Here is a 12,251-nt window from a genome sequence, read left to right on the forward strand (position 1 = left end):
CAGAACGGCGCCAGCTGACAGGCTGGAGTGGCGGCTGGAAGGAGAGACGTGGCAAAGGACAAGTCACAGCGCGACGATTACGCAACCCCGCTGCGGCGCCTGCTGACAGCGGTTTTGTGCCTTTGCCTTGCGGCGATCTTTGTCGTGTGGCGGATCGACAGCCCGCGGGTGGAACGCTTCCGCGCGCAGGTGGTGGACAGGGTGGTGCCCAGCATGGATTGGGCAATGGTGCCGGTCACTGCCACAATCAACCTGATCCGCGATTTCCAAAGCTACCAGCGGCTGGCCGAGCAGAACCGCGAACTGCGCAGCGAGCTGCGCCAGATGCGGGCCTGGAAAGAGGCGGCTTTGCAGCTGGAGCAGGAAAACGCCCGGCTTCTGGACCTCAACAACGTGCGGCTGGACCCGCAGCTCACCTATATCACCGGCGTGGTGATGGCCGACAGCGGCTCGCCCTTCCGCCAGTCGGTGGTGCTGAACGTCGGCAGCCGCGACGGGGTGCATGACGGCTGGGCCGCGATGGACGGCATCGGCCTAGTGGGACGGATCTCCGGCACCGGGCGCAACACCGCGCGGGTGATCCTGCTGACCGATGCCGCCAGCGCCGTGCCCGCCACCATCCAGCCCTCCGGCCAGACCGCGCTGGTTACCGGCGATAACAGCGCCGCGCCGGTGCTCAGCTTTCTGGAAAACCCCGACCTGGTGCGCCCTGGTGACCGGGTGATCTCCTCCGGCGACGGTTCCGTCTTTCCCGCGGGCTTGCTGATCGGCCAGGTGGCCAAGGACCGGTCGGGGCGGATGCGTGTGCGGCTGTCTGCGGACTACGGCCGGCTGGAATTCCTGCGGGTGCTGCGCCATCACGGCACGCAAGTGATCCAGGATCCCGGCGGGCTGGTCGGAGCCATCCCCGGCGATCCGCAGCCGCAGCCCCGGCCCGAAACCCTGGGGGAGGACAGCACCGAAGGCACGGCTGAGGCCGGCAATGGCTAACACGTCGCCCGCCCGGATCTGGACCATGCGCGCTGCCTTTCCCGCCGTGGCGCTGCTCATCATGTTCTTCCACTTGCTGCCGCTGGAGACCGAGCCGCGGTTCTGGGCGCCGCCGGATCTGCTGATGGCACTGGCCATGGCCTGGAGCCTGCGCCGTCCCGATTTTGTGCCTGCGCTGTCCATCGGCCTGGTGATGCTTCTGGCGGATTTGCTGTTCCACCGCCCGCCAGGGCTGCTGGCGCTGCTGACGGTTCTGGGGTGCGGCTTCCTCAAGGGCCGCGCGGCACCTCACCGCGAAAGCACCTTTGCCAGCGAGTGGCTGGCGGTCGCCCTGGTGCTGACCGGGATTGCCACGCTGAACCGGCTGATCCTGACCCTGTTCGGGGTTGCCCAGGCACAGCTCAGCCTGACGGTAATCCAGGTTGTGATGACCATTGCCGCCTATCCGCTGGCAGTTTGGGCCAGCCAGTCTATTCTGGGGGTGCGCAAACTGTCCCCGTCTGAAGCCGAAACTCTGGTGAGCCGCTGATGAAACGCAATCCCAAGGATCTGGATGCCGCACATGGCAAGATGACCCGGCGGGCGCTGTTCCTGGGCGGGCTGCAGCTGGCCTTTGCCGGCGGGCTGGCCGCCCGGATGCGCTATCTGCAGGTGGACCAGGCCGATGAGTTCCGCCTGCTGGCCGAGGAAAACCGGATCAATATCCGCCTGCTGCCGCCCGCCCGCGGACAGATCTTTGACCGCAACGGGCTGATTATCGCGCAGAACTCGCCCTCCTACCGGATCACCGTGGTGCCGGAAGATGCCGGCGACGTGGAGGCGGTGATTGCCAAGCTCTCCAGTCTGGTGCGGCTGGACCCGGAGGACCTTGAGCGCGCCCGCACCGAGATGCGCCGATCGCCGCCGTTCCTGCCGATCACCCTGGCAGATCGAATCGGCTGGGAGGATATCTCCAAGGTGGCGGTGAATGCCCCTGCCCTGCCCGGTGTCACCCCCGAGGTGGGCCTGACACGGGTTTATCCGCAGCTTGGGGATTTTGCTCATGTCATCGGCTATGTCGGGCCGGTCTCCGACTATGACCTGAGCAAGATGGAGGACCCGGAGCCGGTCCTGATGATCCCGCGTTTCCAGATCGGCAAGGTCGGCTTCGAGGCCAAGCGCGAGGATGTGCTGCGCGGCAAGGCCGGCGCCAAGCGCGTGGAGGTTAACGCCACTGGCCGGGTGATGCGCGAGCTGGACCGGCGTGAGGGGATTTCAGGCGCCGACATGCAGCTGACCATCGACGCGGAGCTGCAGAATTACGTGCAGGCGCGGCTGGGCCGGGAAAGCGCCGCTGCGGTGGTGATCGACTGCGAGGATGGCGATATCCGCGCGATATGCTCCTCACCCAGTTTCGACCCCAACCTGTTCGTGCGCGGCATTTCGGTCGCCGACTACCGGATGCTGACTGAGGACAATTACCGCCCCCTGTCCAACAAGACGGTGCAGGGCACCTACCCGCCCGGCTCCACCTTTAAGATGATCACGGCGCTGGCCGCACTGGAAAACGGCGTCGTCGGACCTGAGGAAACCGTCTGGTGCCCCGGCCACCTGAAGGTCGCCGGCCGCCGCTTCCACTGCTGGAAACGGGCGGGCCACGGGCGTGTCGACCTGAACACCTCGCTAAAGCGGTCCTGCGATGTCTATTATTATGACGTGGCCATCAAGACCGGCATCAACAAGATTTCCGAAATGGCCAATCTGTTCGGCCTGGGCATCAAACACGACCTGCCGATGTCTGCGGTGGCCCAGGGGATCACCCCGACCAAGGAGTGGAAATCCAGTTCCTATGGCAAGGACTGGCTGATTGGCGACACTGCAAACGCCTCCATCGGGCAGGGCTACATGCTGGCCTCTCCCTTGCAGCTGGCCGTCATGACCGCGCGGATTGCCACCGGGCGCAGCGTGACGCCGCGGCTGCTGAAGTCTCTGGACGGTGTCGAGCAGCCCAGCGGCGCGGGCGAGCCGCTGCCAGTCAGTGAAAACAGCCTGCGCATGGTGCGCCGCGGCATGTATTCCGTCAGCAACGACCGTCGCGGCACCGCCTACCGCTCCCGTATTCTCCCCAAGGAGATGGAGATGGCCGGCAAGACCGGCACCAGCCAGGTCCGCAACATCACCGCCGCAGAACGCGCAGCCGGTGTGATCCGCAACGAAGACCTGCCGTGGGAAAGGCGCGACCATGCGCTGTTTGTCTGCTTTGCTCCCTACGACAAGCCGAAATATGCGGTTGCTGTGGTTGTTGAACACGGCGGCGGCGGTTCCAAGGCGGCAGCGCCGGTGGCCCGCGACGTGATGCTTCAGGCGCTGTACAACGGCACCCCGCCGCTGGAGGCCTATCCCAAGGCCGACCGCAGCCGCATCAAGGCGCAGCAGGAGAGGCTGGAGCGCGAACGCGTCAAGCGCCCGCTGGGCAGCAGGAGCAGCCGGGCATGAGCTATCTTGAGTACCACGCCAAATCGACCCCCACCGGCCTGCGCAAGATCCTGCATCTGAACTGGGGGCTGACGCTGCTCTTGATCACCGTGTCCAGCGTCGGCTTTCTGATGCTCTATTCGGTGGCGGGCGGCTCGTTCAGCCCCTGGGTGGAACCGCAGGTCAAGCGCTTTGCCCTTGGCCTTGGCGTGATGTTCGTGGTGGCGATGATCCCGATCTGGTTCTGGCGCAATATCTCGGCGGTAGCCTACCTGGGGTCGCTGGCGCTGCTGGTTGCGGTGGAACTGTTCGGCACCGTCGGCATGGGCGCACAGCGCTGGATCGACATCGGCTTCATGCGGCTGCAGCCGTCGGAAGTGACCAAGATCGCGCTGGTGATGCTGCTGGCCGCCTATTACGACTGGCTGCCTGCCGAGAAGACCTCGCGCCCCTTGTGGGTGCTGCTGCCGGTGGCGCTGATCCTTATTCCGACGGCGCTGGTTCTGAAACAGCCGGACCTGGGCACCTCGATCCTGCTGATGGCAGCAGGCGGCGGGGTAATGTTTCTCGCGGGCGTGCACTGGGCCTATTTCGTGGCGGTGATTGCCGCTGGCGCCGGGCTGGTCAGCGCGGTGTTCCAAAGCCGCGGCACCGACTGGCAGCTGCTGAAGGACTACCAGTTCCGCCGCATCGACACTTTCCTGGACCCCTCGCAGGACCCCCTGGGCGCAGGCTATCACATCACCCAGTCCAAGATCGCGCTGGGATCCGGCGGCTGGTCCGGGCGCGGCTTCATGCAAGGCACCCAGTCGCGGCTGAACTTCCTGCCGGAAAAGCACACCGACTTCATCTTCACCACCCTGGCGGAGGAATTCGGCTTTATCGGCGGCGTTACCCTGCTGTCAATCTACATGCTGATCATCGTGTTCTGCATCGCCTCGGCGATTGCCGCCAAGGACCGGTTCTCTTCGCTGGTGATCATGGGCATCGCCATCACCTTCTTCCTGTTCTTTGCCGTGAACATGTCGATGGTGATGGGACTGGCCCCGGTGGTCGGCGTGCCGCTGCCGATGGTCTCGTACGGCGGCTCCGCCATGCTGGTTCTGCTCGGTGCCTTCGGTATCGTGCAAAGCGCCCATATCCACCGTCCAAGGCAAGCATCACGCTAAGAATTCAGGGCGATCTTGTGACCCTGCACTGACCTGGAACTGCCAGGTGCTCAGCCCCGCCCGGTCAGCTGCCCCAGCAGGAACTCGATCACCGGACGCTCCGCATCCCGGGTCCAGGTCAGCACGCCAATATCCCGCGCAGGCGCTGCAAGGACAGAAACCTCAAGCCCCGGAAACCGCGCCTGACGCCCGGCCCAATCCGGCAGAACCGCCTGCCCCAGCCCGTCCTGAACCATCTGTGCAATCATCTCAGGCGCATCAGCCTCGGCAAGGATTTCCGGCTCCGGCACCAGCGCGCTCAGCACCTGCCAGCAGGCTGCGCCGCCCCAGCTGCCGCGGCTGTAGACGATAAACGGCAGGGCAGCCTCCGGCACTGCCTGCTCTGGCCGCATCAGACAGACAGGCTGCCGCGCCAACACTTTGAACTGCATCGTTTTCGGCAGCTCAAACGGCGGCCGTACCAGAATTGCAGCGTCCAGGCGCTCCTCCTCAAAGGCGCTGTACAGCGTGCTCGACGCGCCCGGCACCAGATGCAGCCCGACCTCCGGAGCCTGGTCCCGCAATGCCGCCGCCAGCTGCGGCGCGTAATCGCCCAGCGCCGTTGACACCGCCCCCAGCCGCAGCGGTCCCGCCAGATCCCGCAGATGCAGCGCAGCGGCCAAAGACTCTTGCATTGCCACCATCCGGCGCAGCTGCGGCAGCACGGCACGGCATTGCGGCGTCGGCTGCATCACCCGCCCGGCCCGGCGCAGCAGCGGCGCCTTCAACTCAGCTTCCAACGCCGCCACCCGCTGCGCCACCGCCGAGGCGGTGATCCCTTCGGCCCGCGCCGCTGCCGCCAGAGATCCCAGCTCAACAACCGACAGCAAGCAAGAGACAAACTTCAAATCCATAGTTTTCCTTATGTCTGAAACCAGAAAGAGTAGCTAGGCCGTTTCCAGCAGCCACGGTAAAACCAGCCCGAACCCATTCCAGCACCCGGCTCTAAAAAGTGAGACACCCCGTATGAGCATTTTTCACCTCGCCTATCACGTCGACGACCTGCAGCTTGCCCGCGCCTTTTACGGCGGCGTCCTCGGTTGCACCGAGGGGCGCAGCACGGACAACTGGGTCGACTTCAACTTTTTCGGCCACCAGATTTCTCTGCACCTTGGCCCGGTCCTGGCCACCTCCACCACCGGCAAAGTCGGCACGCATCTGGTGCCGATGCCGCATCTTGGGGTGATCCTGCCTTTGGCCGAATGGCAGGCGCTTGCAGACAGGCTGACAGCTGCCGGGATGGAATTTATCCTTGCCCCCACCACCCGATTTGCCGGAGAACCGGGGGAGCAAAGCACCATGTTTTTTTACGATCCCGCAGGCAACCCGATCGAAATCAAAGGGTTTGCCGACATGTCCGGAGTATTTGCCGCATGACCAATGTCCTGTTTGCAGGCCGCCCCGACGCCTGGCCCGCCTATGAGCCGCTTTTGAAAGCAGAGCTTGCACGGCTTGGCGTGGATGCCGATCTGCGCAATGAATTTGCGCCGGAGGAGGTGGATTACATTGTCTACGCCCCCAGCGGGCCGGTCAGCGATTTCACCCCTTTCACCCGGCTGAAGGCGGTGCTGAGCCTGTGGGCAGGTGTCGAGAAAATCGTGCCTGTTGTGCCTGCCGAACTGCCGCTCACGCGGATGGTGGACAGCGGTCTGGAGCAGGGCATGACCGAATGGGTGGCGGGCCACACGCTGCGCTATCATCTGGGGATGGATGCGCATATCCAAGGGCAAAACGGCAAATGGGAACCCAAGGCCCCGCCGCTGGCCCAGGACCGCCGCGTGACCGTGCTGGGCCTTGGCGCCCTCGGCACCGCTGCGGCAAAGGCCCTGGCCGCGCTTGGGTTTCAGGTTTCCGGCTGGAGCCGGACACAGAAACAGGTTGCTGGCGTGATTTGCCACTCCGGCGCAGACGGGCTGAAGGCGGCACTGGCGCAGGCGGAGATCGTCATCTTGCTGCTGCCCGACACGCCCGCCACCGAAAACACCCTGAACGCGGATACCCTGGCGCTGCTGCCAAAGGGGGCCAGGATCATCAACCCCGGGCGCGGGCCGCTGATTGATGACACCGCACTGCTGGCGGCACTGAACAGCGGCCGGGTCGGCCACGCAACGCTGGATGTGTTCCGCATCGAGCCGCTGCCGCCGGAACACCCCTATTGGGTGCATCCCAATGTGACGGTGACCCCGCATATCGCCTCGGAAACCCGTGAAATCACCGCGGCGGAGGTCATCGCCGAAAACATCCGCCGCGGTGAGGCGGGTGAGGTGCTGCTGCATCTGGTTGACCGCAGCCTCGGCTACTGAACGCAAAAGAGCGGACAGGCGCCCGCTCTTTCATCTTTCCCGAAATACTCCCGCCGGAGGCAGCGCCCGTCAGGGCGCTTTCCTTATTCCGCAGCCAGGCCGCGGCCTTTCAGCAGCGCCTCGACCCCCGGCAGCCGCCCGCGGAACGCGGTATATAGCTCCGCCGGATCAACGGACCCGCCGGTAGACAGGATATGCTCCTCCAGCGCCTTGGCACGCTCCGCATCAAAGGCTCCGCCCGCCTCCTCGAAGGCGGCAAAGGCGTCGGCGTCCATAACCTCCGACCACATGTAGCTGTAATATCCCGAGGAATAGCCGTCGCCGGAAAACACATGAGCAAAATGCGGCGTGGCGTGGCGCATGATGATGGCCTGCGGCATACCGATTTCCGCAAGCACTTCCGCTTGTTTCGCCATTGGGTCTGCCGGTGCTGCGCCATCGTGGAAAGCGAGATCCACCAGAGCCGAGGCGACATATTCCACCGTCTGAAAGCCCATGTCGAAATTGGCAGCCCCCAGCACTTTCTCCAGCATTTCCTGAGGCATCGGCTCGCCGGTTTCCGCGTGCGTGGCAAACTCCTGCAGCACCTCCGGCACTTCCAGCCAATGTTCGTAAAGCTGGCTGGGCAGCTCCACGAAGTCGCGCGCCACCGAGGTGCCCGAGATGCTCTCGTAAGTCACATCCGACAGCATCTGATGCAGCGCGTGGCCGAACTCATGGAACAGGGTGCGGGCGTCGTCCCAAGACAAAAGCGCCGGCTCGCCCTTGGCGAAGTTGCAGACGTTGATCACCACCGGCGCCTGCACGTTCGGGAACTTGGCCTGCTGGCGCATGGCTGAGCACCAGGCGCCGGAGCGCTTGGAGCCGCGCGCGAAATAGTCGCCAATGAAGACCGCCACATGGCTCCCGTCCCGGGTCACCTCCCAGGCACGGCAGTCGGGGTGGTAAAGCGGCACCTCCAGGGGCGCGAACTCCAGCCCGAACAAGCGGTTCGCGCAAGCAAAACTCGCCTCAATCAGCCGGTCCAGCTGCAGGTAGGGCTTAAGCGCGGCCTCATCCAGGTCATGCTCTGCCTTGCGGCGTTTCTCCGCGTAGTAGCGCCAGTCCCAGGGTTCCAGATCGCCGTTGACGCCATCCGCCTGCATCATTTCAGTCAGGATCTGCGCGTCCTCATCGGCGCGCGACTTGGCCGCCTCCCAGACTTCCATCAGCAGCCCGCGGACCGCCTCCGGTGACTTGGCCATTTCGGTTTCCAGCTTATAGGCTGCGAAATTCTCATACCCCAACAGCTGCGCGCGTTCTTCACGCAGCTGCAGGATCTCCGCCGCGATGGCGCGGTTGTCGGTCCCGCCGCCATTGGCGCCGCGGGCGGCCCACGCGTTGAAGGCTTTCTCGCGCAGGTCCCGGCGCGGCGAGAATTGCAGGAACGGCGTGATCAGCGAACGGGACAGGGTGACCACCGGGCCGCTTGCGCCCTTTTCCTCGCCAGCCGCGCGGGCCGCCTTGACCACGAAATCCGGCAGGCCTTCCAGATCCTCCTCGCTGAGCTCCATGAACCACTCGCGCTCATCCGCCAGCAGGTTCTGGGTGAACTGGGTGCCCAGGGTGGCCAGCCGCCCCTTGATCTCCTGCATCCGCGTGTCGGCTTCGCCTTCCAGCCCCGCGCCGCCGCGGACAAAACCGCGGTGGGTCAGCATCAGCACGCGCTGCTGCTCCGCCGTCAGGTCCAGTTCCGCGCGCTGGTCCCACACCGCTTTGATGCGCGCATAAAGCGCCTTGTTGGCAGTGATGGCCGAAAAATGCGCGGCAAGTTTCGGAGAGAACGCCCGCTGCAGCTCTTCCCGCTTGGGGTTGCTGTCAGCGCCAGCTACGGTGAAAAACACGCCCAGAACCTGCTCCAGCTCGCGGCAGGGTGTCTCCAGCGCCTCGATGACATTGGCGAATCCAGGCGGCTCGGAACTGTTTGCGATGGCGTCGGTCTGCGCCTTATGCGCCGCCAGCGCCTGCTCCAGCGCGGGGGCAAAGTCCTCGTCGGAAATGCTGTTGAACGGGGCAATTTCAAACGGCGTGTCCCAGCGGGACAGAAGCGGGTTGGACATGTGAATGGTCTCCTTTGCGGGTGACGCTAGCGGCAAAGACAGGGAGCTGCAATTGACCTTTCCCTGCGCGGCACCGGCACCTCAGCCGCCTGCCCCGCCGCCTTCTGTCAGTTCTGCCGGAATGATGCGAATGGGCACATCCGCGACATTGGCCGCCCGCGCGATGCGCCATTCGAACCGGCCCATCTTGCCGTCGGTGTCGATCAGCACCACCACCGGCTCCTTGCCGGTGACCTCTGCCGCAAACAGCGCCTGCTGGATGCTGTCGAGGCTGCTGCGCTTGTCCAGCCCGAACTCGATGACCCGGTTTTCGTTCTCGCAATCGGTGCGGATCGAAGCGGCGCCGCCGGGATAGGTGAAATCATGCACCTGTTCCGGCTGGCCGCCGAACAGAGCACTGCACAGGAGCGCGATGTAGTAGGCTTCGTTCACTGGTGGGGGTCAGCTTTCCGCCTTGCCGCCGCAAACCGGGCAATCCGCCCGGCGGGACAGGCGGATCTTGCGGGTTTCACCATAGAGCCCGTCATAGATCAGCATCTCGCCCCGCAGTACCGCGCCTGCGCCGGTGATCTGCTTAACCGCCTCCACCGCCATCATCGACCCGACCACACCGGGCAGCGGGCCGACCACCCCGGCCTCGGAACAGCTGGGCGCAAGACCGGCTGCGGGGGCCTCAGGAAAGATGCACTGATAGCAAGGGCCGTCTTTGGCCGGGTCAAACACACACAGCTGCCCCTCCCACTGCGACAGCGCGCCAGAGATCAGCGGCTTGCCCAGCGCCACCGCGGTGCGGTTCGCGAGATAGCGGGTTTCGAAATTGTCGGTGCCGTCGAGGATCAGGTCATATTCCGCAAAAAGCTCTGCCGCGACATCCTCTGTCAGGCGGCGGTTGTAGGGACGCACTTCCGCATAGGGGTTCTGCGCCTGCATTGCGGCCTGGGCCGAGAACACCTTGGGCTTGCCGATGTCCTCGTCCCGGTGGATCACCTGGCGCTGCAGGTTGGCGTTGTCGACCACATCGTCGTCAATCACCCCGATGGTGCCAACGCCGGCGGCAGCCAGATATTGCAGCGCAGGCGCCCCCAGCCCGCCGGCTCCGATCACCAGCACCTTGGCTTTTTTCAGTTTCTTCTGCCCCGGCCCGCCCAGTTCCCGCAGGACGATGTGGCGGGCATAGCGGTCAAGCTCGCTTTCGGTGAAGGTGCTGGCAGGCTGGCTCATCTGCGTGTCCTGAGGCTGGGCGCGGGTTTTCAAAGCCGTCACGATACGCGCGTAGAAACCAGCCACAAGGGCAAAGCCGCCCAGCACCAGCCAAGGTGCTGCCGAGCCGCCGGTGCCTTCGCGCAGGGGATGTCCTTCCGGCAAAGTCAGCTGCACTGCCAGCACGGCGATGAACAGCACCGCCAGAAGCGTTATGCGCAGATTGCGGGGCAGTCCGAGGAACCGCCCGCCCCACCAGATCAGCGCGGCGAGAATGAGAATGCGCAGCATCAGCCGCGCCCGGTGGAGCCGAACCCGCCGTCGCCCCGTTCAGTTCCGGAAAGCGCATCTGCAACTTCAAACCGCGCCTGAAGTACAGGGGCCACCACCATCTGGGCAATACGCTCGCCGTGATGAACCTCAAAGGGTTTTTGGCCCGCATTCATCAGGATCACGCCCAAAGGCCCGCGGTAATCGCTGTCGATGGTGCCCGGTGTGTTGGGTAGAGTAATCCCATGCTTCAGCGCCAGCCCGGAGCGGGGGCGGATCTGCACTTCATACCCGGCCGGGATCTCAATGCGCAGCCCGGTCGGCACCAGCTTGCGCTCCCCTGGCTGCAGCACCAGGCAGGTGCGGTCCGGTAGATTGGCACGGACATCGGCGCCCGCGGCCCCCGCAGTTTCATAAGACGGCAGCGGCACATCCCTGTCTGCACCCTCATCGTGGATCACACGGATCGTGACCATGCCCGCTCCCCCTTCATCTTTCCAAAAATACTCAAATTCACCCGGCCAGCGCCGCCGCGATCCGGTCCGCCAGTTTGCGGGCAACCTCATCCTTGCCCATCCGCGGCCATTCCTCAGCCCCGTCATCCGAGATCAGGATCACTGCGTTTTCGCTGCCGCCCATGATGCCGGTCGCGGGGGAGACGTCATTGGCCACAATCCAGTCGCAGCCCTTGCGCTTGCGCTTGGCGGTGGCGTTTTCCACCACGTCGTTGGTTTCCGCCGCAAAGCCCACTACCAGCCCGGGGCGGCCCTCTTTCATCTGCGAGACGGTTTTCAGAATGTCCGGGTTTTCCGCAAACTCCAGCACCGGCAGCCCGTCCTTTGATTTCTTCAGCTTCCGGTCAGAGGCGCTGGCCACCCGCCAATCCGCCACTGCCGCTGCAAAGACACCGGCATCCGCAGGCAGCGCCGCCTGCACCGCCGTCTCCATCTCGCGGGCGCTTTCCACCGGCACAACCTGCACGCCCTCAGGCGGGCGCACCGCTGCCGGGCCCGTGATGAAAACCACTTCCGCCCCCAAGTCGCGCAGAGCACCGGCCACCGCAGCCCCCTGCGCCCCGGAGGAGCGGTTGGCAATGTAGCGCACCGGGTCGATCGGCTCATGCGTCGGTCCGGAGGTCACCAGGATGCGCTTGCCTTTCAAGGGGCCGTCCGCAAACCTGGCGGAGATGGCGGCCACCATCTCGTCCGGTTCCGCCATCCGGCCGAGTCCGAATTCACCGCAAGCCATGCTGCCCTCGCTGGGGCCGACGAAGGACACGCCATCCGCTTTCAGGGTCTCAAGGTTGCGCTGCGTGGCCGGGTGCTGCCACATGCGGACGTTCATCGCGGGCGCCAGCAGCACCGGCGTGTCGGTTGCCAGCAGCAGGGTCGAGGCGAGGTCATTTGCAAACCCTTGCGCCATTTTCGCCATCAGATCGGCAGTGGCCGGCGCCACCACCAGCAGATCAGCGCTGCGCGACAGCTGGATATGGCCCATCTCGGCCTCGGCCGTCAGATCGAACAGCTCCTGATGCACGGCCGTTCCGGCCAGGGCCGAGACCGACAGGGGCGTCACGAACTCTGCGCCAGCCTTGGTCAGCACCGGCGTCACCCGCGCGCCCTGGTCCTGCAGGCGGCGGATGAGCTCCAGCGACTTATAGGCTGCAATACCGCCGCCGATGATCAGTAGAATATGTTTGCCAGCCAGCATTTGCGCATCCTCGCCCG

The 12,251-nt window shown here is 64.9% G+C and carries 12 protein-coding genes; 6 read left to right on the forward strand and 6 right to left on the reverse strand.

Translation table 11 applies throughout. From position 1 onward, the window contains the following. Positions 1 to 48: 48 nt before the first annotated feature. Genes mreC through rodA form a run of 4 tightly spaced genes read left to right on the forward strand, consistent with a single transcriptional unit; the run spans position 49 to position 4,613 of the window. Positions 49 to 990 carry a rod shape-determining protein MreC gene (mreC, locus tag K3725_RS16845; RefSeq protein WP_260016419.1) on the forward strand — a complete coding sequence of 314 codons (942 nt, stop codon included), beginning with the start codon at positions 49 to 51 and terminating at the stop codon, positions 988 to 990. Beyond that, positions 983 to 1,519 carry a rod shape-determining protein MreD gene (locus K3725_RS16850; protein WP_260016420.1) on the forward strand — a complete coding sequence of 179 codons (537 nt, stop codon included), beginning with the start codon at positions 983 to 985 and terminating at the stop codon, positions 1,517 to 1,519. The genes mreC and K3725_RS16850 overlap by 8 nt, the downstream gene beginning before the upstream one ends. Beyond that, positions 1,519 to 3,465, forward strand: a complete 1,947-nt coding sequence (gene mrdA / locus K3725_RS16855; protein ID WP_260016421.1) for a penicillin-binding protein 2 — start codon at positions 1,519 to 1,521, stop codon at positions 3,463 to 3,465. Before K3725_RS16850 ends, mrdA begins: the two co-directional genes overlap by 1 nt. After that, a complete protein-coding gene (gene rodA / locus K3725_RS16860; RefSeq protein WP_260016422.1) occupies positions 3,462 to 4,613 on the forward strand; it encodes a rod shape-determining protein RodA in 1,152 nt (383 codons plus the stop codon). Before mrdA ends, rodA begins: the two co-directional genes overlap by 4 nt. 50 nt (positions 4,614 to 4,663) lie before the next feature. On the opposite strand, the gene K3725_RS16865 is transcribed toward rodA, so the two are convergent. Continuing rightward, positions 4,664 to 5,506 carry a LysR family transcriptional regulator gene (locus tag K3725_RS16865; protein WP_260016423.1) on the reverse strand — a complete coding sequence of 281 codons (843 nt, stop codon included), beginning with the start codon at positions 5,504 to 5,506 and terminating at the stop codon, positions 4,664 to 4,666. A 112-nt stretch (positions 5,507 to 5,618) separates the two neighbouring features. On the opposite strand from K3725_RS16865, the gene K3725_RS16870 reads away from it, so the two are divergent. Both K3725_RS16870 and K3725_RS16875 read left to right on the forward strand, forming a co-directional pair. Beyond that, on the forward strand, positions 5,619 to 6,029 hold the full coding sequence (locus K3725_RS16870; RefSeq protein WP_260016424.1) for a VOC family protein: 411 nt from the start codon (positions 5,619 to 5,621) through the stop codon (positions 6,027 to 6,029). Continuing rightward, positions 6,026 to 6,955 carry a glyoxylate/hydroxypyruvate reductase A gene (locus tag K3725_RS16875; protein ID WP_260016425.1) on the forward strand — a complete coding sequence of 310 codons (930 nt, stop codon included), beginning with the start codon at positions 6,026 to 6,028 and terminating at the stop codon, positions 6,953 to 6,955. Before K3725_RS16870 ends, K3725_RS16875 begins: the two co-directional genes overlap by 4 nt. Positions 6,956 to 7,038: 83 nt before the next feature. Here K3725_RS16875 and K3725_RS16880 read toward each other — a convergent pair whose 3' ends face one another. The 5 genes from K3725_RS16880 to coaBC form a co-directional block, all read right to left on the reverse strand. Further along, positions 7,039 to 9,054: a M3 family metallopeptidase gene (locus tag K3725_RS16880; RefSeq protein WP_260016426.1), complete on the reverse strand. Its 2,016-nt coding sequence runs from the start codon at positions 9,052 to 9,054 to the stop codon at positions 7,039 to 7,041. An 81-nt stretch (positions 9,055 to 9,135) separates the two neighbouring features. Further along, positions 9,136 to 9,486 (reverse strand): hypothetical protein, encoded by a 351-nt coding sequence (locus tag K3725_RS16885; RefSeq protein ID WP_260016427.1) that lies wholly within the window; start codon positions 9,484 to 9,486, stop codon positions 9,136 to 9,138. A 9-nt stretch (positions 9,487 to 9,495) separates the two neighbouring features. After that, complete coding sequence (locus K3725_RS16890) at positions 9,496 to 10,545, reverse strand: molybdopterin-synthase adenylyltransferase MoeB (protein WP_260016428.1); 1,050 nt, start codon at positions 10,543 to 10,545, stop codon at positions 9,496 to 9,498. Further along, a complete protein-coding gene (dut, locus tag K3725_RS16895) occupies positions 10,545 to 11,000 on the reverse strand; it encodes a dUTP diphosphatase (protein ID WP_260016429.1) in 456 nt (151 codons plus the stop codon). Before dut ends, K3725_RS16890 begins: the two co-directional genes overlap by 1 nt. A gap of 37 nt (positions 11,001 to 11,037) precedes the next feature. Next, positions 11,038 to 12,234, reverse strand: coding sequence for a bifunctional phosphopantothenoylcysteine decarboxylase/phosphopantothenate--cysteine ligase CoaBC (gene coaBC / locus K3725_RS16900; protein WP_260016430.1), 1,197 nt, complete (start codon positions 12,232 to 12,234; stop codon positions 11,038 to 11,040). Positions 12,235 to 12,251: the final 17 nt, after the last annotated feature.

The sequence above is a fragment of the Leisingera sp. S132 genome (assembly GCF_025144465.1).
Classification (GTDB): Bacteria; Pseudomonadota; Alphaproteobacteria; order Rhodobacterales; family Rhodobacteraceae; genus Leisingera.

Bases quoted from the DNA above. Each gene is read 5' to 3' on its own strand.
- K3725_RS16880 (WP_260016426.1), bottom strand. From the start codon at position 9,054: ATGTCCAACCCGCTTCTGTCCCGCTGGGACACGCCGTTTGAAATTGCC.
- rodA (WP_260016422.1), top strand. From the start codon at position 3,462: ATGAGCTATCTTGAGTACCACGCCAAATCGACCCCCACCGGCCTGCGC.
- K3725_RS16875 (WP_260016425.1), top strand. From the start codon at position 6,026: ATGACCAATGTCCTGTTTGCAGGCCGCCCCGACGCCTGGCCCGCCTAT.
- coaBC (WP_260016430.1), bottom strand. From the start codon at position 12,234: ATGCTGGCTGGCAAACATATTCTACTGATCATCGGCGGCGGTATTGCA.
- mrdA (WP_260016421.1), top strand. From the start codon at position 1,519: ATGAAACGCAATCCCAAGGATCTGGATGCCGCACATGGCAAGATGACC.
- K3725_RS16890 (WP_260016428.1), bottom strand. From the start codon at position 10,545: ATGCTGCGCATTCTCATTCTCGCCGCGCTGATCTGGTGGGGCGGGCGG.
- K3725_RS16850 (WP_260016420.1), top strand. From the start codon at position 983: ATGGCTAACACGTCGCCCGCCCGGATCTGGACCATGCGCGCTGCCTTT.
- K3725_RS16870 (WP_260016424.1), top strand. From the start codon at position 5,619: ATGAGCATTTTTCACCTCGCCTATCACGTCGACGACCTGCAGCTTGCC.
- K3725_RS16865 (WP_260016423.1), bottom strand. From the start codon at position 5,506: ATGGATTTGAAGTTTGTCTCTTGCTTGCTGTCGGTTGTTGAGCTGGGA.
- dut (WP_260016429.1), bottom strand. From the start codon at position 11,000: ATGGTCACGATCCGTGTGATCCACGATGAGGGTGCAGACAGGGATGTG.